This window comes from Methylobacterium sp. J-070, assembly GCF_022829385.1.
Lineage (GTDB): Bacteria > Pseudomonadota > Alphaproteobacteria > Rhizobiales > Beijerinckiaceae > Methylobacterium.
On record NZ_JAKSXX010000190.1, the window covers coordinates 42,883 to 62,448 of the forward strand.

The following is a 19,566-nucleotide window of genomic DNA, read 5'->3' on the forward strand; positions in this document are numbered from 1 at the left end:
TCCGCCCGTCGTCACGGCTTGCCGCGTCCGCCGATGAACGCCTGCACCGCATCCCGATGCTCGGGCGTGGCGGTGATGACCGCGTAATGCGACGAGATCAGATCGAGATTGGTGCGCAGGTCGTTGCGCATGCCCTGATAGACCGCGCGCTTGATCAGGCTCAGCGTGAGCGGCGGCGCCTTCGCGATCCGGCGGGCTAGCGCCTCGACCGCCGGCATCAGGGCCGCGTCGTCGTGGACGCCGTTGACGAGACCGATCCGCAGGGCCTCCTCCGCATCGACGAAGTCGCCGGTGAAGAACAGCTCCAGCGCCTTCGCGGTGCCGACGAGGCGGGGCAGGAAGTGGGCGCCCCCGGCCCCGGGCACCAGCCCGACCCGGACGTAGGTCTCGGCGAAGCGGGCACTGCGCGCGGCGTAGCGCAGGTCGCACATCAGCGCGAGGTCGAGCCCAGCCCCCGTGGCCACGCCGTTCAGCGCCGCGATGACCGGCTTGTCGAGATCCTCGAGCGCCAGCGGGATGCGCTGGATCCGCCCGTGGAGTTCCTCCTTGCGCCGCGCCGGCGGCTGGTCGAGGCGCTCGCCCATCTCGACGATGTCGCCGCCGCTGCAGAAGGCCGGGCCCGCGCCGGTCACGACGACGACGCGGACCGCCTCGTCCGTGCGGCAGCGCTGGAGCGCCGCCGTCCAGGCCTCGATCATCGGGAAGGTGAAGGCGTTCTTCCGCTCGGGCCGGTTCAGCGTGATGGTCGCCACGCCCTCCGCGACGGAGAACAGCAGGTCCTCCCCCGCACCGCGGGTCTCGGCCTCAAGCGTCATCGGGCGGTCTCCTCGGGTTGCGTGGAGGGGTCCGGCGCGGCCCCCTCCCGGGTGAGGGCGGCGATCTCGACCGGATCGAGGCCCGCCTCCTCCAGCACCTCGGCGGTGTGCTCGCCGAGCCTGGGGGCGTGGCGGCGGATCGCGAAGCGGCTGCCGCTGAACGAGACCGGCCGGCGCATGGTGCGGTAGCGTCCCTCGCTCGGATGCTCGGCGGTGCCGAAGAAGCCCACGGCCTTCAGGTGCGCATCCTCGGGCAGGTCCTCCAGCTCGAGGACCGGCATGCACGGGATGCTCACCGAGTCGCAGAACGCCACCCACTCGGCCGTGGTCCTGCGCGGCGCCTCCTCCTCCACCAGCGCGTACAGGACCGCGATGTTCTCCACCCGCACGGCGAGCGGCGTGAAGCGCGGGTCGTCCACGAACTCGAGCCGACCGGTGTGGATGAAGAAGTCGCGCCAGTTCCGGTCGGAGTAGGGCAGGATGCAGGCGTAGCCGTCGCGGGTGCGGTAGGGCTTGCGCTTCGGGCTGAGCACCCGGTTGAACCCCGGAGGCCCCAGCGGCGGATCGAAGGCGTAGCCGACCATGTGCTCGACGAAGTTGAACTCGACCATCGTCTCGAACATCGGCACCTCGACCGCCTGCCCGCCGCCGCCGGCCCGGCGCTCGTAGAGCGCGGCCAGGATCGCGCAGGCGATGGCCTGGCCGGCGATCTTGTCGCAGAGCACGGTGGGCAGGTAACCGGGCTGGCCGGTGGCGGCGGCCTGGAGGGCGGCGAGGCCGGAGCCCGCCTGGATCAGGTCGTCGTAGGCTGCCTTGTGGGCGTAGGGGCCCTCGGCCCCGAACCCGTAGGCGCCGCAGAAGATGATCTCGGGCTTGAGCGCGCGGACCCGCTCGTAGCCGTAGCCCAGGCGCAGGATCGCGTCGGGCCGCATCGAGTGCACGAAGACGTCGGCCGTGGCGATCAGCCGGTCGAGGGCGGCGCGCGCGGCGGTCCGCTTCAGGTCGAGCCGGACGCTGCGCTTGTTGCGGTTGAGGTGCAGGAAGTTGCCGCCCATCCCGGCGCCCCGGGCGGGCCGATAGTGGCGGAAGGAGTCGCCCTCCGGGGTCTCGATCTTGATCACGTCGGCGCCGAGATCGGCCAGGATGTGCGTGGCCGAGGGCCCCATGATCACGCTGGTGAGGTCCACGATCCGCACGCCCGCCAGGGGACCGGCCTTCGTCTCGGCGGAGTGATCCGGCACGCAACGCTCTCCCATCTCAGCCCGCGCCCGCCCGCAGCCGCACCAGCATCGGCCACAGGGCCGCGCCGCCGCCGGCGCAGACCGCGCGCCCGATCCATTCCTGCCACAGGGCATCGGAGCCGAACTCGTCCCGCCAGGACCACAGGCGCCGCGTCGCGCGGTGCAGCGGGTGCTCCTGGGTGAAGCCCATCGCCCCATGGAGTTGGTGGCAGATCTCGGCGACGTGGCCGGCCGCCTCGCCGCAGCGCGCCTTGGCGATCGCGGTCGCGAGGACGAAGCGCGGGTCGCCCCAGCACGCGGCGGCGAGATCGGCCGAGGCGGTCGCCGCCGCGACGTGGCCCGCGGCCTCAGCCAGCATGTGCTGGATCGCCTGAAACTTGGCGAGCGGACGCCCGAACTGCTGCCGTTCGCGGACGTGATCGAGGGCCGAGGCGAGGCAGGTCTCCATCGCGCCGACCATCTGTTGCGCGCGCGCAAAGGCGCCGGCCGCCGCCACCGAGCCGACACCGCCCTCCACGATCCAGTCCGGCACGGTTCGCACGTCGGCGGCCGCGACGGCGCAGCCCGTCAGGTCGAGGGCGTCGCGCGGCTCGCCCGCGAGGTTGTGGCGCGTGTCGCGCACCGTGCCCGGCGCCCGGATCCGCACGAGGTGGCGGACGCCCGCGGCGTCGATCGCGTCGACGAGCAGGACCGCGACCGAACCGCCCCAGGGCACCTGCGCGGTCCGCCCGTCGAGGACGAAGCCGTCGGCCCGCTGCGTGATCCGCACGGGGCTGCCGGCCGGGACCAGGGTGAGGGCGCCGTCCAGTGCGCCGCCGCCGGCCGCCGCCCAGAGCGCCGCGCCCACGATGGTCTCGGGGAGCGGCAGCGGGAGCGCCGCCTGCCCGCAGCGCCGGATCAGACGGGCGGCCGTACTGGCCTCCAGGCCGATCCCGTCGGCGGCCTCGGGCACCAGGGCGAGCGGCAGACCGCTGTCGGCCAGCGCCCTCCAGAGATCCGCGGGCCAGGCCGCGCCGCCCACGGCCCCGTCGCAGGCCGCCAGCACGTGCGGGGAGAGATGCTGAGCCAGCAGCCGCTCGAATTGGTCGAGGACGATGCCGGCGACCTCGTCGGCCGACCCGTCCTGCGCGTGGTCGGTCGTGTTCATCGCAAGCCCAGCCCCCGGGCGATCACGCCGCGCAGCACCTCCCGGGTGCCGCCCCGCAGGGTGAAGGACGGCGCCCGCAGGGTCACGCCGCCGAGCGCCTCGCGGAACGCCTCGCCCTGCGCGGTGAGGCTCGGCTCGACCGGCACGAGCCGCCGGGCGATCTCCGGCACCGCACGCTCGAAGCTGTTGCCGACATCCTTCACGAGCGCCGCCTCGACGCCGGGCACGATGCCTTGGTCGAGGAGCCGGGCCACCGAGGCCGACATGCCGAGAAGGGCGGTGAGCTGGGCCACCATGCGGCCGGTCTCGACCGCCTGGAAGCGGTCGGGCTCCGGCCCGATCCGGTCGACGAGCTCGACCAGCAGCCGGTAGTCCGACAGGAAGCGGTCGGGCCCCGAGCGCTCGAAGGCGAGCTCCTCCGTGACGAGTTCCCAGCCCGCCCCCTCCACGCCGACCATCATGGCGTCCGGGACGCGGTAGTCGGTGAAGAACACCTCGTTGAACTCGTGATGGCCCGACAGGTCGAGGATCGGTCGCACCGTGACCCCGGGCGCCGCCATGTCGATGATGAACTGGGTGAGGCCGCCGTGCCGGTCCGGTCCAGGCTCGCCGGTCCGCACCAGGGCGAGCAGGTAATCGACCTGATGGGCGTTCGTCGTCCAGATCTTCGAGCCGTTGATCACCCAATCGTCGCCGTCGCGCACCGCGCGGGTGCGCACGGCGGCGAGGTCCGAGCCCGAGTTCGGCTCGCTCATGCCGATGCCGAAGGCGCATTCCCCCCGGCAGATCCGCGGCAGGATCGCCCGCTTGGCCGACTCGGTCCCGTGCCGCAGGATCTGCGGTCCGGACTGGCGGTCGGCGATCCAGTGCGCGCCGCAGGGCGCGCCGGCCGCCAGCATCTCCTCCGTGACCACGAACCGGACGAGCCCGGAGCAGGCGTGGCCGCCATAGGCTTCCGGCATGGTCAGGCCGATGAACCCGGCCGCCCCGGCGCGCCGGCTGAAGGCGGCGTCGAAGGTCGTCCACGAGGTCCGGTGCGGCACGAAGCGCGCGGCCTCCACCTCACTGTCGAGGAAGGCGCGGACGGCCGCGCGGGCCGCCTCGGCCTCGGCCGGCAGCTTTTCGGCGCTGAAGCGAAAGCTCTGCATCGATGCTCCGTGGTCTGTGGGATCGGCGGCCGCGCGCGTGGCTCGCTCAGCTCCCGTCGCGGTCCTTGAGCGTCGGGAAGAAGATCTCCTGCCAGTCGGTCGGCACCTTGCGCAGGAACCCCTGCGCGGCCATCGCCTTGGCGAGATTGACCATGCCTTTCGGGGCCACCCCGTAGGCGAGGGACCCGTCGTTGAGAGTCGCCTCGACCTGCGCCTGATCGATCTGCACCTGTTCGGAGGCCAGGTAGATCGCGGCCGCCCGCTTCGGATCGCTGCGGATCAGCGCGACCGCGTCCTCGATGCCGGCGAGGATCGCCTGCGCCACCCTCGGATTGGCGTCGACGAAGCCCTGCTTGGCGTTCAGGGTCGCGGCGGTGGGGTCGCCGTCGTCGATCAAGCCGGTGGAGGTCATGATCGCATGGAGCTTGGGATCCGCCCGCAGCACCTGCGTGAACGGTGGCGTCGAGAAGTAGCCGGCGATCCCTTGCCCGGCGCGCATGGCCGCGGTGGCGTCGGGATGGGGCAGGCTCACCATCAGCGTATCCGCCTTGGCCGGGTCACCGAGCTGCCGGACCGCTGCCACGCGCAGCAGGATCGCCTGCGGCGAATTGAAGGCCGGGACCGCGACCTTGTCGCCGAAGGTGAAGTCCTTCAGCGCGGTCACGCCCGGCTTGCCGGTAAACAGCGTGTAGACGACGGAGGTGAGCGCGCACAGGCTCTTGATCTGCTGGCGGCCGCGCGTCTTGTCCCAGGCGATCAGGGCACCGGCCGCGCCGAGGGTGCCGAGTTCGACGCTGTCGGAGAGCAGCGCGTCGTTCATCGCCGTCGAGCCGCTGAAGCGGATCAGCGTGACCGATAACCCGTCGAGGCCGGCCGCCTTGGCGCGCTTGTCGAACAGGCCCTCGCTCTGCGCGATCATCACCGGCAGGTAGACGAGCCCGTATTGCAGGCCGATGCGGACCGCGTTCGTCTCGGCGCGGGTCGGTCCGCCGGACGCGGAGAGCAGCAGTAGCGCGACAGCCATGAGACGTGCGGCGACGGCCGCGAGGCGGATCAGCATCGGCATCCCTCCCGAGCGGAGCCGCCCCTGTCGCGCGGTCTCGGCACGTCCGGTCGGCATCACCGCCCGACGTTCGCCTGAGAATAGGGCAGAGCCGGGATCAGGCTTCAACTGTCATCGTGGATCTGTTGAGCAATATCACATCTGTGATGACGCGATGGACGGGCCGCGCTATACGTTCGCTGAGCGCCCCTGCGGCGACGCATCCCCAGCGGCAGCCAGCCTCGGCGGCCGGCGCTCCAGTCACGAGGATCGAGGACACGCCTTGGGATTTCCCCGCGGATGCCATGAAACCGCGACGCGTGGACGCCTCGGGCGATCGCCGGGCTGTCCGCGGCCGCGGGGGCTACGGGGGGCGCAGACGTCGCGTTCGAAGCTGTTTGCCACCTCGTCGTACGATGGGCCGGGATACGGGCGTGCCTGAGTCCGGCGGCTTCTCCCCTTCGGACAGGGCCGACGCGGCTTCGGGCACGGACCTCTCGGTCGGTGCCGATGCGGTCGGCCCCTCCTTGGCTTTCGTGAAGTCGGCGGGCCGCGTGCTGCAGATCCTGGAGCTGTTCGACGAGCTTCAGCGCGAGGCCCGGGTCTCGGAGATCGCCGAGCGCTTGAGCTTCCCGCAATCCTCGACCTCGATGCTCCTGAAGAGCCTCGCCCAGCTCGGGTACCTCGACTACGACGCGGCAAGCCGCACCTTCCTGCCGTCACCGCGCGTCGCGCTGCTCGGCGCGTGGCTGGACAAGGGGCCGGTGCGCGACGGTAGCCTGGTGCGCATGCTCGAGCACCTGTCCGAGCGCACGGGCGACACGGTGATCCTGGCCGCGCGCAACGCCATCTTCTCGCAGTACGTTCACGTGCTGCAGGCCCGCTCCGCGATGCGCTTCCACGTCCCGCCCGGCACGCGCCGCCTGGTGGTCTGGTCGGCGACCGGCACCGCGCTGCTGGCCGGGAACCCGGATTGCGAGATCGGTCCGCTCGTGCGCCGCACGAACGCGGAGGCTTCGCCCGAACAGTCTCCGATCCCGATCTCGGACGTGCTGGCCAACCTCGCACGGGTGCGGCAGGCGGGCTACTTCTTCTCCCGCGGCCTCGTCACGCCGGGCGCCGGATCGATTGCGGTGCCTCTGCCGAAACGCATCGACAAACGAGGCCGGCCCCTCGCCGTCGCGATCTCAGGCGTGCTCGCCGATGTGGAGCGGCGGGAGGCGCAGATCGTGGCGATCATCCAGGACGCGATCGCGCGATTTCTCGTCCCTGCCGATTGAACCGTTTGCGCGGCTGGGTCCGACAAGCTGATCCCCGGAACAGGGCAACCCGGAGGTCGATCGCAGGTCGCGACCAGCTCGAACGGTCGTTCGGCGAGCTCGCCAGACCGGGGCGTCGGGCCACCAACGTCCGCTGTCCCGCCGGCGCCGGCTTCAAAGCCGGAATCTCAACCTGCAACCCGCACAGCGCCTTCGCCTGCAGCCGACGTGCCTATGCCCGCGTGGAAAGGTTCGTTCTCGGATCCGTCGATGGCCACCCAAGGACATAACGCCATCGGTGATCCGTCGCGGTGTCGAAGGCTCGAGGCGGTCTGAACGAATGTGCGTTGCGCATTTCGCTGGCGGCGACAGCTCGGCCGGGGCGGGCGGTTGTTATGGCGGGGCTGAACTACAGCTCGTCGGTTGCGGATCAGCCCGTTTGTGCGTGGAACCGTGGGGACGCGGGCCACCCGGTTTCAAACACTTGCGCGGGGCGCTAACAGGGCAGAACCGCAGGATGTACGTGCATGGGTGGGTCGCTGCCGCGCGCGCAGATGTCCACCATCATCGCCCCGAGCCGGCGACATTGAGTTGTCTCAGGCTCGAGGCGTCTTGTGCCAATCGTCGCGAGGTGCGTCAGGCGGCAGCGCGTGCGCGGATCGCGGGCCGAGCTTGCTCCGGTCGTTTCTGCGTGGCGGGGTTTTCAATGAAGGCCGCAGCAGTCGGCGCCGGCGCGCGTGCCGGGGTGGTCATCATCGCGAGTTCGAGTTCGCCGTCGTGGAGCGACGAGTAGCCCGTGCCGAAATCGTCCATGGCAATGCGCACGCCGAGAGCCTTCAACGGGCGTAGGGTCGATTGCGCCCGAGCCGGATCCCGGATGAGGGCCGTCTCGGTGATCTCGATCTCCAGCCGACGAGCGAGAGGCTGGTCAGGCCGATGTGATAGGCGCTCGGCAGACCGGGCTCGAACGCCAGCATGGCGATGAAGTGCGTGGCCCAGATGCCGGAGCCCCCGGCCAGGGTGGCAACGCTGAGCCAGATCGCGCGCATGCGCCGGGACGCTTTGCGCGCATGACGCAGCAACTCGATGCAAGCGGTCGCGGCGAGCGCGCACAGGACGGCTGCCAGCCCGACCAACCAAAAATCATGTGAGCCGGTGAAGCAGCCGACGACCTGGAGCATAGGTGCCCGAGCCAGCCGCGGCGCGGGGAGCGCATTCGTCGCGCCGGCGATCGGGGCGCGGTGCCTGGGACTTTATGGCATCGGCAGTGGACCCCTAGAGGTCGAGCGTGACGTTCACCCGGGCGCGGGAGACGCAGGGCATCATCCGGTCCTGGCGTTTGGCGACCGGCAGCACGACGTCGCGATGGATCACGGTGCCGTCCTGGTAGCCGCACTCGCAGGAGCCGCACACGCCGATCTCGCAGGACGAGGGCATCGCGAAGCCGTGCCGGCGCAGGATCTCGAGCAGCGAGACATCCGCGGGGACGTGAACGACCGCCCCTGTCGAGGCGATCCGCGCATCGAAGGGTTCGGGCTTGTAGGTCTCGTCGGCCATCGGCGCGAAGTGCTCGACATGCACCTGCTCAGCCGGCCAGCCTCCGGCCTCCAGCGTGGCCTGCACGGCGTCGGTGAGCCTCTGGGGCCCGCAGGCATAGACATGAACGCCGGCCTCAGACGCACCGAGCGCCGCGGCGTCGAAGCGCGACCCCTCCGACGAGAACCAGCAGCGGAGCCGGTCGCCGCAGAGGGCCTGCAGCTCGGGCAGCAGCGGCGCATGCTCGGCGGAGCGCGCGCACAGATGAAGGTTGAAGTCGGCACCGCGCGCGCTGAGATACCGGGCCATGGCGGCGAGGGGCGTCACGCCGATTCCGCCGCCGATCAGGACATGGCGCCGTGCCCCGACGGCCAGACCGAAGTTGTTGCGCGGATGGGACACGTGCGCGACGGCGCCCGGGGTGAGATTGTGATGCGTCCACAGCGAGCCGCCCCGGCCCGCATCCTCGCGCTTGATCGCCAGGACATACCGGCTCCGGTCGGCCGGATCGCCGCACAGCGAGTATTGGCGCGTGCGACCATCTGGCAGACGCAGATCGACATGCGCGCCAGGCTCCCAAGCCGGCAGTTCGGGACGCTGCGGGTGGGCAAAGGTCAGGCGCACGACCTCCGGCGTCGTGGCGACGGCCTCTACGACCGTCAGCTTCATGACGATGCGGGCGGACATGGCTTCAATCCAACAGCGTGATCGAATCGCCCGGGCGGATGATCCCGCCGCGCTCGATCCCGCAATTCAGGCCGGAGCGGTTGTAGAGCGGCAGATAGACCGGCTGCCCGAGGAGTTCCTCCAGATACTTGCACGGGAAGTTCAGGCGCCCGCCGCGCAGGATCACCTCACCGACCTGGAATCTGCGGCCGACGAGATGATTGAGCGGCACGCCGCGCACGGTGAGATTCCGGCGGTGATCGATGGGTGCGAGATGGATGGGGCCGCCCTGGAGCGGCGGATCGTTGCGCGCGAGGGCATCGAGTGCCTCCTGCTCGATCAGAGTCACCTCGCGGGTGTCCGGCTTGGGCGAGTAGGTCCCCGTCCCGAGGAAGTAGCGATCGCCCTCGATGCCGCGGCCGGCGACGCAGTGGGCCTCGGCCAGCTCCTCCATCTCGTAACTCGCCGCCGGCGCGATGTGGATGTTGAGCAGCGTGCCGTGCCAGCCGGTCGCCCCTCCGGGCACGCCGGCCGCCACCGAGCCGACCGCGTGCGCGAAGGCTTCAACATGGCGCGGTGCGGATGTCGCGCTCATCGGGCCGGCCCGGTCGCCAACGCGATCGCCTCGACCTCGACCAGCGCGTCGCGAGGCAGGCGCGCCACCTCGACCGTCGAGCGCGCCGGCGCCGCGCCGGGGAAGTGCTCGGCATAGACGGCGTTCATCGCGGCGAAATCGTTCATGTCCTTCAGGAACACGGTGGTTTTGGCGACGCTCGCGAGGCTGGCGCCTCCGGCCTCCAGCACGGCAACGAGGTTGGCCAGCGAGCGGCGCGTCTGCGCTTCGATGCCCTCCGGAAACGTTCCGGTTTCCGGATCGATCGGCAGCTGTCCCGAAGCGAAGACGAGGTCGCCGACGCGGGTCGCTTGGGCGTAGGGGCCGACGGCCGGAGCCGCCGCCTCCGTGGCGATGATGATCCTGTTCAAATCCGTCTTCCTATCGCGTGAGGCGTCCGACATCATTCCATTGTAGTGGATGCACGTCCACCGGTTAAAGCGTGTCTTCGGATTGTGCGGGACCGTTCAGCCGATCCGCCTGCGGGCTGTCTCCGGTGCCGCGAAGGTCGCCACGAGCGTCACGCAGGCGAGCGCAATCAGGTAGGCGGAGATCGGCCATGTCGCTCCGCCGCTCCAGGCCAGCAAGGCTGCGGCGATCAGCGGTGTGAAGCCGCCGCTCAGCGCCGCGCCCACCTGGAAACCGAGGGATGCACCGCTGTAGCGCAAGCGGGCATCGAACAGTTCGGACATCCACGCGGCCCCGGTCCCGAACATGATGCCTTGCCCGAAGCTCAGGGCCACCGCGACGGTCAGGGTGATGATCGTCGGGTCGCGCGTGTCCAGGAGTTTGAACATCGGGAATGCGAAGGCGATCGAGAACAGGCAGGCGGCGATGAACAACGTCTTGCGCCCGTAGCGGTCGGACAGATAGCCGAAGACGGGGATCGTGAAGAGTTCGATGACGGCGGCAACCAGGATGCCGTTCAGGATCACGCCCCGTGACAGGCCGAGCTGGCCGGTGACGTAGGAGATCGAGAAGACGGTGACGACGCTCACGTAGGCGATCTCGGAGACCTTGAGCCCGACAGCCTTCAGGAACATGCCGGGATGCTCGGTGAGGATCTCCATGACCGGCAGCCGCGCCGTCACCGCCTGCTCCTTGATCCGCCGGAACGCGGGCGTTTCATGGAGCCGCAGGCGGATGAACAGGCCGACCCCGACGAGGGGTGCGCTCGCCAGGAAGGGGACGCGCCAGCCCCACGACAGGAACGCCGCCTCGGGCATCAGGCCGGTCAGCGCGAACGCGCCGATCGAGAGGATCACGCCGATCGGGTAGCCGAGCTGGACGACGCTCCCGAAGAACCCGCGGCGGTCCGGCGGCACGCTCTCCACCACCATCAGCACGGCTCCGCCCCACTCGCCGCCGATGCCGATGCCCTGGACGAGGCGCAGGGCCACGAGCAGGATCGGCGCGAGGATGCCGATTTGTCCGTAGGTCGGCAGACACCCGATCAGGAAAGTGCCGAGCCCCATGATCATCAGCGTCAGCGACAGCATCGCCTTGCGCCCGATCCGGTCGCCGAAATGCCCGAAGACGGCCCCGCCCAGGGGGCGGGCGAGGAACCCGACGGCGTAGGAGCCGAACGCCGCGATGGTGCCGACCACGGGGTCGATGCTGGGGAAGAACAGCTTGTTGAAGACGAGGGCGCTGGCCGTGCCGTAGATCAGGAAGTCGTACCATTCGACGGTGGTGCCGATGACGCTCGACCAGACGATCTGGCGTCTGTCCGCGAGCGTCACCGCATCAGGCTCGGCGATCCGTGTCGTATCCAACGGCAGTGCGGCGTCGAGCATGCGCGGGCATCCACTTTTCGAGATGAATTTCCACTCCGCACGATACAAGGGACATGCCAACAGGGGTGATGGTCGCGCGGGCGCCACCGCGCGACCTATGCTAAGCACCCCGCAACCAGCCCCGGCGCCCAGGGATGACGCGCCAGCCGGAGGACCAGGACGAAACGCGCATGACGGTCACGACAGAGGTACGACGTGTCCAGATCGAGGCCGAAGCGCGCTCTCAGATCCAGGTGCTCGCCGAGGAGATCCGGCGCAGACGGCGGGAGCGCGATCTCTCGCTTGAAGCGCTGGCGGCCGTATCGGGGGTCAGTCGCTCGATGATCTCGAAGATCGAGCGCGGCGAGGCCGTCCCGTCGACGGCGGTTCTCTCGCGCCTTGCCGAGGCGCTGGGCGTGACCTTCTCGCGGCTGATGGCGCCAGCCACCGAACTCGAGGTGCTGCTGATCCCGGCGTCCCGCCAGCCGGTCTTGCGTGACGAGGCTTCAGGCTTCCTGCGCCGGTGCCTCTCTCCGGTTTTGCCCGGACGCGGGATCGACTGGGTGCTCAACACGCTCCCCGCGGGCGCCACCACGGGAGAGTTCGTCGCCCACCGCCGCGGCGTGTCGGAATACATCTTCGTGCTGAAGGGGCGCCTTCGCGCCACGATCGGCGACCGCGCGGTAATCGTCGAGGAGGGCGACAGCCTGTATTTCGAGGCCGATGCGGGGCACGCCTTCACCAATCTCGGGTCGGACGCGTGCCAGTATTTCTTGGTCATCGATGCGACGCGACTACGCTGAGCCTCTGCTGGCGTAACTCGGCTTCGATCGGTTGGAGCGTGGCTGGAACGACCCGGACCGCCACACGGCGGTCAGAGACGGCATTGCCGTCCGGTCCACCGCTCTCCTGGCCCCAGGGTAGCCAGACTGAAACAGATCACCTCCCGCCGGCCGCTTCGCGCCCGTCACGGACATTCGGCAGACGCCGGCCTCTCCGAAGCGGGCATTGGCTCAGGCCAGATCGCACGTCGGGCTGCGCCCACCTCGAATCTTCGGCCCGTCACCGCCTCGCGCCGCCGCGACGACCGGCATCGCGTCGATCCAATTGCCGCCGCCATACCCTGCGGGGCTCGCCTGACGGAATCCAATAGCGGCATTGCCCGCAGGCCGTCGTTCCGCATCACGCCTTCGCGAGGCTTGAGCCAGGATGTCTACTGGTCTCGGCGAGGATCATCGCATACCGCGATGCTTTCCACGCAGCGATGCCTGCAGCGCAGGGCATCGCTGCTGGTGATGGCGATATCGTTCACCCTGCCTCATCCCCTGACAGATGTCACGCTCGCCGGCAGATCCTCTAAAAGTGCCGTCGTCAGGAAATATATATCTGATCAGAACCGTATTTCCGGATTGTTTCTCAATATTTCCAAAGCGTCCCTGGCAGGAAGACCATCAAATTGCCGCACTGGCCCGATGAATGCATTATGCGATATGCTGGCGTTCACGGCCCGCGGTCCGAGCGCGCGCATCTAACACGGCAGATGTAAGGCAATGGCGGCGATCGTCCGACTGGCTCTGCTTCGACCCTACACCTTCATCGTGATGTCGATCCTGATGCTGATTTTCGGGGTCATGTCGATATTTCGGACACCAACCGATATCTTCCCAAGTATCGGTATTCCCGTCATCAGTGTCGTTTGGCAGTATACCGGCCTTCCGCCGGAGGACATGTCCGGCCGCATCGTCTCGGTCTTCGAGCGCTCGCTCACCACCACCGTCAACGACATCGAGCACATCGAGTCGCAATCGGTCCCTGGCTACGGGATCGTGAAGATCTACTTCCAGCCCAACGTCGACATCACAGCCGCTCAGGCGCAGGTCACCGCGATCTCTCAGACACAGCTCAAGCAGCTGCCGCCCGGGATCACGCCACCCCTGATGCTCGCCTACAACGCGTCGAGCGTGCCGATCATCCAGCTCGCCCTGTCGAGCGACACCCTCTCGCAGTCGGCCCTGAACGACCTGGCCCAGAACTTCATCAGGCCTCAGCTCACCACGATCCCGGGGGCCCAGCTTCCCTACGCCTACGGCGGCGCGGCGCGGCAGGTGCAGATCGACCTCGATCAGTCGGCGCTCCACGCTCACGGCCTCTCGGCGGCGGATGTCGGCGCGGCGCTGGCTCGGCAGAACCTGATCACTCCGGTCGGAACCCAGAAGATCGGCACCTACGAGTGGATCGTTGATCTCAATGACTCGCCGAAGACGATCGAGGCGTTCAACGATCTGCCGGTCAAGGTCGTGGACGGCGCCGTGGTGTTCATGCGCGACGTCGCCCACGTCCGCAACGGCTCGCCGCCGCAAACCAACGTCGTTCAGCTCGACGGCAAGAAGGGCGTGCTGATGTCGATCCTGAAGATCGGCAACGCCTCGACCCTCGACATCATCGCCGGCGTGAAGGCCCGGATACCGACCATCCAGGCAACGCTGCCGGCCGGCGTCGATCTCAAATACGTAGCCGATCAGTCGGGCTTCGTGCGCGAGTCCGTGGTGGCGGTCGTGCGCGAGGGCATCATCGCCGCAGCGCTGACCGGCCTGATGATCCTGGTGTTTCTGGGAAGCTGGCGGTCGACGCTGATCATCACGGTGTCGATTCCGCTCGCAGTTCTATGCTCGCTGATCGCCCTCTCGGTGCTCGGGCAGACCATCAACGTCATGACGCTCGGCGGCCTCGCGCTCGCGGTGGGCATCCTGGTCGACGACGCCACCGTGACGATCGAGAACATCAACCGGCACATGGAGGAGTTTGGCGAGGATATCGTCACGGCGATCACCCGCGGCGCGCAGGAGATCATGCCGCCGGCTACCATCGCCCTCTTCTGCATCTGCATCGCCTTCGTACCGCTGCTGGCGCTGGGCGGCGTCGCCGGCTTTCTGTTCCGGCCGCTGGCGATGGCGGTGGTGTTCGCGATGATCGCGTCCTACGGCCTCACGTACACGTTGGTGCCGACGCTGGCCCGCTACCTGCTGACCGAACATGCGCACGGTGATGCCGCGGACGTGCGCCCCGGGACCTTCGCGCGTTTCCAGCGTGGCTTCGAGCGCCGCTTCGAAGCCTTGCGCCAAGGCTATCTCGGCCTTCTCGCCCTGGCGCTGTCGCACCGGAAGCTGTTTGCCGTCGGCTTCCTCACGGTGGTCGCCGTATCGTTCGGCCTCGTTCCCTATCTCGGACGCGACTTCTTCCCCGACGTTGATGCGGGCGCGCTGCGCATCCACCTGCGGGCTCCGACGGGTACACGTATCGAGGAGATGACGGCCCTGACCGGGCGGGTCGAGGGACGGGTGCGCGCCCTGATCCCGCGGGACCGCGTAGCCAGCGTCGTCAACAATATCGGACTGCCGATCAGCGGCATCAACATCTCGTATGGCAACAGCGGCACCATCGGCACCTTCGACGCCGACATGCTGGTGACGTTGAACGAGGGAGAAGGGCCGTCCACGGCCGCGCTGACCCGGGTCTTGCGCGAGCGGCTGCAGCAGGACTTCCCGGGCATGACCTTCTCGTTCCTGCCGGCCGACATCGTCAGCCAGATCCTCAACTTCGGCTCGCCGGCCGCCCTGGACGTGCAGGTGGCCGGCGCTGACGTCGAGGGCGGACGCACCTACGCCAACAAGCTGCTGGCGCGGGTCCGCCGGGTGGCGGGGGTCGCCGACGCCCGGATCCAGGAGCAGTCGAAGAACCCCGCGCTGAGGGTGGACTTCAACCGTGCGCTGGCCGGTGTCGTCGGCCTCACCGAAGGCGATGCCGCCCAGAGCATCCAGGCCAGCCTCTCGGGCAGCACGCAGACCGCTCCGACCTACTGGCTCGATCCACGCAACGGCGTCTCGTACCCGGTCTCGGTCCAGACGCCGCAATACGCCATCGACACGCTGGGCGATCTCAACAACCTGCCGATTACCGCGGCGCGCTCGGATCAGCTCCTGGGCGGCCTCGCGACCGTCACGCCCGAGCCGCTGAGTGCCGTCGTAACGGACTACAACATCGCGCGCACCGTCAACATCCTGGCGACGACACAGGACCGCGACCTCGGGAGCGTCGCGGCGGATATCCAGCGGGCCATCGACGACACGCGCGGAGACCTGCCGAAAGGGTCGACCGTCATGGTGCGCGGGCAGGCGGTCACGATGGCCAACGCCTACCAGCAGTTGCTGGTCGGCCTCGCGTTCTCGATCGTGCTCATCTACCTGCTCATCGTCATCAACTTCCAATCCTGGGTCGACCCGTTCGTCATCGTGATGGCGCTGCCGGCCGCGCTGGCCGGTATCGTGTGGATGCTGTTTGCCACCCACACGCACGTCTCCGTCCCGGCGCTGACCGGGGCGATCATGTGCATGGGCGTAGCCACCGCCAACTCGATCCTGGTCATCAGCTTCGCCCGCGAGCAGCTCCGCGCCGGCCGCACGGCGATCGAGGCCGCCCTGGCGGCCGGGGCGACGCGCCTAAGGCCTGTGATGATGACCGCACTCGCGATGATCATCGGCATGGCGCCGATGGCGATCGAGCCCGGTCAGAACGCGCCGCTCGGCCGTGCCGTCATCGGTGGCCTGCTCTTCGCCACATTGGCGACGCTGTTCTTCGTGCCGGTGGTCTTCAGCATCGTGCACGGCCGGCCCCGCCGCGTCGGTGCAGCCGCGCCCGGCCCGTCATCTCACTCCGCGACCGACGCCATCCCGTCCCCGTCCGCCTGAATCCGGAAGCCGCATGCATACGCCAGAGGACGCCCCGGAGCCCAAGATGCCCGCGAAGCGGAACGTGGCCACACTTCTGTCGGGCGTGGCGGTCGGGGCCGCCGCGCTCGCCTGGGTCGGCATCAGTGACCGTGCGAAAGGCATGCAGGAGGTCGAGGCCTGGACCGAGCGTCAGTCGGTACCCACCGTGCGGGTGGTCCACGCACAGCGCGGGCCGATGAACGAGGATTTGAGCCTGCCCGGCTCGCTCAGCGCCTACTACACCGGCTCGCTCTATGCGCGCGCCAGCGGCTACGTCACAACGTGGCACAAGGACTTGGGCGCTCGCGTCCGTAAGGACGAAGTCTTGATCCAGATCTCGGCACCGGATCTCGATCAGCAGCTCGCCGAGGCGCGCGCCACGCTCACCCAGCTCCAGGCGGCGGTCGATCAAGCCCAGGCGAATGCCGACCTCAGCGCGGCCACCAACAAGCGCACCACCCGGCTCGTGGCGCAGGGCTGGTCGAGCGAGGAGCGTGGCGACACAGACCGCTTCACCGCGGCCTCGCGCACCGCGGCCCTGTCGGTCGCCAAGGCGAACCTCGTGGCCCAGCAGGCGAATGTCGGGAGGCTGGAGGAGCTGACGCGGTTCAAGGAGATCAAGGCCCCCTTCGACGGCGTCGTGACCGCGCGCAACGTCGATATCGGCGACCTTCTGACAGCCGGCGGAACCTCGGGGAAGCCGCTCTACCGCGTTTCCGACATCCATCGCGTGCGCGTCTACGTGAATGTCCCGCAGGCGTTCCTCGGGGCGATGAAACCGGGCCTCAAGGCATCCATGCGCGTACCGGGACTGGAGGAGACGTTCACCGCCGAGGTCACTTCGACCGCGAACGCCATCGCGGAGGACTCGCGCAAGGGGCTCGTCGAGCTGCAAGCCGACAATCCGGACGGACGGCTCTGGCCGGGCGCCTTCGTCGAGGTGCAATTCCACGTGCCATCGAACCCAGGGACCCTGCGCGTGCCCGCGACCGCTCTGGTGTTCAACCGCAACGGCACCCTCGTCGCCCAGGTCCAGGACGACAACCGGGTCGCGCTCAAGCCCGTCACGCTCGGCCGCAACCTCGGCAACGACGTCGAAGTGCGCGCAGGCCTCACAATTGCCGATCGGCTCATCGACAACCCGCAGGAGTTCCTAGCTTCCGGAGACCTCGTCCGTGTTGCCGGGCAGGATGCCCCCCCGCACACCGCATCCGCGGAGTGACCCCGCAGAACCCTTCAAGGACAGCAGTCGCACCGAATCGGCTGGCGGTCCTTGGACCGGTTTGATCGAGAGGATCCGCCAGAACCGGAGTCGGACTCCGTCCGCTTTGCCGCGCCTGAGGCTCCGCAACAGACGGACGGCTTCCGGCCAGACTACCTCACGCCGGATCGTCATCGCACGCAGAACCAGACGTTCGACTTTGCGCCCATCTCGGTCATCCGCCTGCCATCGGCAGCATCCCTGAAGCGGACACGGGGCACGGCCGAGCGGCGTCTCGCCTGCGATACGGGGTCGACGCAGTGATTTGACTGAGTCCGCTTCGTCCGGACGCAGATCCCGTTTGCACCCGACGCTCAAGATTTCGCGCCGATCAGCGCCGATGTCGGGCGCAAGTCGCGCCGATCAGGGGGTGACCGGGTTGGATGAAGCCAGGAAGGCGCGCACGGTGTCGCGGAGAAAGGCCGCATCGGTCGCGTTGGTCGAGGGATTGCCGGCACGGTGGCCCCAGAGGCTCGGGATCGGCCGCAGGACGGCCTCGCGCAGGTGCGGCAGTTCGGCGGCGTTGTCGGCGACGCGGAAGTAGAGATCGGTCTCGCCCGGCATCAGCAGCAGCCGGGCCGTGATCGCACCCAGCGCCCGCGCGAGGTCGCCGCCGTAGCGCGGGTCGCGGCTGATGTCGCCCGCGTCCCAGGTGCGGAGCTGCGCGTACAGATCGGCTGCCGGACGGCGGGCGAAGCGCTCCTCCCAGTCGGTGCGCAGGAAGGTGTCGAGGTCCGGGGCGCCGAGCGCGGTGCGGTGCAGGCCGGACCGGTAGAAGTCCTGGCTGAGCGCCCAGCCCGCGTAGATGCGCCCGAAGGCCCGGAGCGCGGCGGCCGGCTCGGCCGAGAACCGCCCGGCGCCGCGATGCTCCGGCGCCGCCTCCAACACCGCCATGAGGCCCTTCAGGAACACGCGGTTGTGGGTGGCGGTCCGGGCGCTGCCGCAATTGATCACCGCCCGGGCGACCTGCTCGGGAAACAGCGCCGCCCAGTGGTAGGCCTGCTGCGCCCCCATGGACCAGCCGTAGACGGCGTGCAGGCGCGCGATCCCCCAGGTCTCGGCGAGCAGGCGGCGCTGGGCGTGGACGTTGTCCCAGGCGGTGACGAGGCCGGGCCAGTCCGGCGTGTTCGACGGGCTCGACGACAGGCCGTTGCCGAACATGTCCGGGATGACGATGAACCAGCGGCCCGGATCGAGCACCCCCTCGGGCCCGATCAGCCACTCGAGGTCGGGGTGCTGGGCCGCGTAGCTCGTCGGGTAGAGCACGACGTTGTCGCGCTCGGGCGACAGGGTTCCGTGCGTCTTCCAGCGCAGAGAAGCGCCCCGCAGGACGTCACCCGACTGGAGGGGCAGGTCCCCGAGTTTGAAGGTTCCGGTGTCGGTCGGCCAAGCGCTCACGGGCGCAGCGTCCGCACGAAGCCGATGTGCCAGCGGGCGTAGCCCCGCTGCAGAACGCCGAGCCGCGCGCGCATGGCCGCGTGGGCGTCCGGCAGGCGGTGGAACGGGATCGACGGGTAGAGGTGGTGCTCGGTGTGGAAGGGCATGTTCCACATGAGCAGCCGCATCAGACCGTTGGTCAAGGTCGTGCGCGTGTTGGTCAGGCCGTTGTCGTCCATCGTGCAGAGCGTGTGCTCGGTGAGCAGGTAGAGCCGCAGGAACGGCTGCCCGAGAAGCTGCGGTCCGATCCAGAACACCAGCGGCGCCCACCAGCCGACCAGCACCATGGCGAGGACCGAGCCGGCGAGCAGGACGGCGCACATCGCCCGGATGGAGTGGACGATGCGGGGTGCGGCCCGATCGGTGATGAACGGGTAGGCCGAGAGATCGCCGCGCAGGCCGGCCCAGACCACCTGTAGGCGCGTGCGCCAGTAGGGCAGCGCCAGGATGCGCCAGACATAGGCGTCGAGCGTCGAGGGCGGCATCAGCGCGAGTTCGGGATCGCGCTCCGGATCCTGGGTATGCCGGTGATGGGCGAGGTGGAAGGCCGTGTAGAAGTGCCAGTTCAGCAGCGACGGGCAGGCCACCAGCCAGCCGACGATCGCGTTAGCGTTTCGGGTCCGGAACGCCGTCAGGTGGATCGTCTCGTGGATCGGCGCGAACAGGGCCGATTGCACGATCCCGAGCAGAAGCATGGCGGGAACGAGCGTCCAGGGGCCCGCGCGCCAGACCAGCCAGCCGGTGCCGGCCAGCATCGAGACATGCGCGCCGAGGCGAATCGCGCCGCGCAGGTCCGAGCGCTGCGACAGCGCCTTCACCTCCGTACCCGTGAGAACCCGTCCGCCGGCCGAAGCCATATG

15 protein-coding genes and 2 pseudogenes are annotated in these 19,566 nt (G+C 69.1%); 4 read left to right on the forward strand and 13 right to left on the reverse strand.

What is annotated here, in order from left to right; translation table 11 throughout:
* Positions 1-11: 11 nt before the first annotated feature.
* From MKL01_RS20515 to MKL01_RS20535, 5 genes are read right to left on the reverse strand one after another with little or no spacing between them, the layout of a single operon-like run.
* The gene (locus MKL01_RS20515; protein WP_243907044.1) at positions 12-815 is read right to left on the reverse strand and encodes an enoyl-CoA hydratase/isomerase family protein; all 804 of its coding nucleotides are present in this window, start codon (positions 813-815) and stop codon (positions 12-14) included.
* Positions 812-2,056, reverse strand: a complete 1,245-nt coding sequence (locus MKL01_RS20520; RefSeq protein WP_243907045.1) for a CaiB/BaiF CoA transferase family protein — start codon at positions 2,054-2,056, stop codon at positions 812-814. Before MKL01_RS20520 ends, MKL01_RS20515 begins: the two co-directional genes overlap by 4 nt.
* Before the next feature lie 16 nt (positions 2,057-2,072).
* The gene (locus tag MKL01_RS20525; RefSeq protein WP_243907046.1) at positions 2,073-3,203 is read right to left on the reverse strand and encodes an acyl-CoA dehydrogenase family protein; all 1,131 of its coding nucleotides are present in this window, start codon (positions 3,201-3,203) and stop codon (positions 2,073-2,075) included.
* A complete protein-coding gene (locus MKL01_RS20530) occupies positions 3,200-4,351 on the reverse strand; it encodes an acyl-CoA dehydrogenase family protein (RefSeq protein WP_243907047.1) in 1,152 nt (383 codons plus the stop codon). Before MKL01_RS20530 ends, MKL01_RS20525 begins: the two co-directional genes overlap by 4 nt.
* Positions 4,352-4,397: 46 nt before the next feature.
* Entirely contained in the window at positions 4,398-5,411 is a 1,014-nt protein-coding gene (locus MKL01_RS20535; protein WP_243907048.1) for an ABC transporter substrate-binding protein, read from the reverse strand.
* 416 nt (positions 5,412-5,827) lie between these two features.
* On the opposite strand from MKL01_RS20535, the gene MKL01_RS20540 reads away from it, so the two are divergent.
* Positions 5,828-6,673, forward strand: coding sequence for an IclR family transcriptional regulator (locus MKL01_RS20540; protein WP_243907049.1), 846 nt, complete (start codon positions 5,828-5,830; stop codon positions 6,671-6,673).
* A gap of 759 nt (positions 6,674-7,432) precedes the next feature.
* On the opposite strand, the pseudogene MKL01_RS36255 reads toward MKL01_RS20540, so the two are convergent.
* The 6 genes and pseudogenes from MKL01_RS36255 to MKL01_RS20570 form a co-directional block, all read right to left on the reverse strand.
* Positions 7,433-7,564, reverse strand: a pseudogene (locus MKL01_RS36255) (EAL domain-containing protein); the annotation flags it as partial.
* A gap of 44 nt (positions 7,565-7,608) precedes the next feature.
* Positions 7,609-7,833 (reverse strand): annotated as a pseudogene (locus MKL01_RS20550) (MHYT domain-containing protein); the annotation flags it as partial.
* Positions 7,834-7,927: 94 nt separating this feature from the next.
* On the reverse strand, positions 7,928-8,875 hold the full coding sequence (locus MKL01_RS20555; protein WP_243907050.1) for a PDR/VanB family oxidoreductase: 948 nt from the start codon (positions 8,873-8,875) through the stop codon (positions 7,928-7,930).
* Between the two features lie 4 nt (positions 8,876-8,879).
* Entirely contained in the window at positions 8,880-9,449 is a 570-nt protein-coding gene (locus MKL01_RS20560; protein ID WP_243907051.1) for an MOSC domain-containing protein, read from the reverse strand.
* On the reverse strand, positions 9,446-9,838 hold the full coding sequence (locus MKL01_RS20565; RefSeq protein WP_243907052.1) for a Rid family detoxifying hydrolase: 393 nt from the start codon (positions 9,836-9,838) through the stop codon (positions 9,446-9,448). Before MKL01_RS20565 ends, MKL01_RS20560 begins: the two co-directional genes overlap by 4 nt.
* Before the next feature lie 96 nt (positions 9,839-9,934).
* Complete coding sequence (locus MKL01_RS20570) at positions 9,935-11,263, reverse strand: MFS transporter (protein ID WP_243907053.1); 1,329 nt, start codon at positions 11,261-11,263, stop codon at positions 9,935-9,937.
* 170 nt (positions 11,264-11,433) lie between these two features.
* Here MKL01_RS20570 and MKL01_RS20575 point away from each other — a divergent pair, with 170 nt between their 5' ends.
* The 3 genes from MKL01_RS20575 (at position 11,434) to MKL01_RS20585 (ending at position 17,230) form a co-directional block, all read left to right on the forward strand.
* Positions 11,434-12,045, forward strand: a complete 612-nt coding sequence (locus MKL01_RS20575; RefSeq protein ID WP_243907054.1) for a helix-turn-helix domain-containing protein — start codon at positions 11,434-11,436, stop codon at positions 12,043-12,045.
* A 747-nt stretch (positions 12,046-12,792) separates the two neighbouring features.
* Positions 12,793-15,987 carry an efflux RND transporter permease subunit gene (locus MKL01_RS20580; RefSeq protein ID WP_243907055.1) on the forward strand — a complete coding sequence of 1,065 codons (3,195 nt, stop codon included), beginning with the start codon at positions 12,793-12,795 and terminating at the stop codon, positions 15,985-15,987.
* Positions 15,988-16,033: 46 nt separating this feature from the next.
* Entirely contained in the window at positions 16,034-17,230 is a 1,197-nt protein-coding gene (locus tag MKL01_RS20585) for an efflux RND transporter periplasmic adaptor subunit (protein ID WP_243907056.1), read from the forward strand.
* Between the two features lie 402 nt (positions 17,231-17,632).
* Here MKL01_RS20585 and MKL01_RS20590 read toward each other — a convergent pair whose 3' ends face one another.
* A complete protein-coding gene (locus tag MKL01_RS20590) occupies positions 17,633-18,667 on the reverse strand; it encodes an alpha/beta fold hydrolase (protein WP_243907057.1) in 1,035 nt (344 codons plus the stop codon).
* Positions 18,664-19,563, reverse strand: a complete 900-nt coding sequence (locus MKL01_RS20595; protein ID WP_243907058.1) for a fatty acid desaturase — start codon at positions 19,561-19,563, stop codon at positions 18,664-18,666. Before MKL01_RS20595 ends, MKL01_RS20590 begins: the two co-directional genes overlap by 4 nt.
* Positions 19,564-19,566: the final 3 nt, after the last annotated feature.

Bases quoted from the DNA above. Each gene is read 5' to 3' on its own strand.
- MKL01_RS20575 (WP_243907054.1), top strand. From the start codon at position 11,434: ATGACGGTCACGACAGAGGTACGACGTGTCCAGATCGAGGCCGAAGCG.
- MKL01_RS20585 (WP_243907056.1), top strand. From the start codon at position 16,034: ATGCCCGCGAAGCGGAACGTGGCCACACTTCTGTCGGGCGTGGCGGTC.
- MKL01_RS20530 (WP_243907047.1), bottom strand. From the start codon at position 4,351: ATGCAGAGCTTTCGCTTCAGCGCCGAAAAGCTGCCGGCCGAGGCCGAG.
- MKL01_RS20535 (WP_243907048.1), bottom strand. From the start codon at position 5,411: ATGCTGATCCGCCTCGCGGCCGTCGCCGCACGTCTCATGGCTGTCGCG.
- MKL01_RS20515 (WP_243907044.1), bottom strand. From the start codon at position 815: ATGACGCTTGAGGCCGAGACCCGCGGTGCGGGGGAGGACCTGCTGTTC.
- MKL01_RS20570 (WP_243907053.1), bottom strand. From the start codon at position 11,263: ATGCTCGACGCCGCACTGCCGTTGGATACGACACGGATCGCCGAGCCT.
- MKL01_RS20560 (WP_243907051.1), bottom strand. From the start codon at position 9,449: ATGAGCGCGACATCCGCACCGCGCCATGTTGAAGCCTTCGCGCACGCG.
- MKL01_RS20555 (WP_243907050.1), bottom strand. From the start codon at position 8,875: ATGTCCGCCCGCATCGTCATGAAGCTGACGGTCGTAGAGGCCGTCGCC.
- MKL01_RS20525 (WP_243907046.1), bottom strand. From the start codon at position 3,203: ATGAACACGACCGACCACGCGCAGGACGGGTCGGCCGACGAGGTCGCC.
- MKL01_RS20595 (WP_243907058.1), bottom strand. From the start codon at position 19,563: ATGGCTTCGGCCGGCGGACGGGTTCTCACGGGTACGGAGGTGAAGGCG.
- MKL01_RS20580 (WP_243907055.1), top strand. From the start codon at position 12,793: ATGGCGGCGATCGTCCGACTGGCTCTGCTTCGACCCTACACCTTCATC.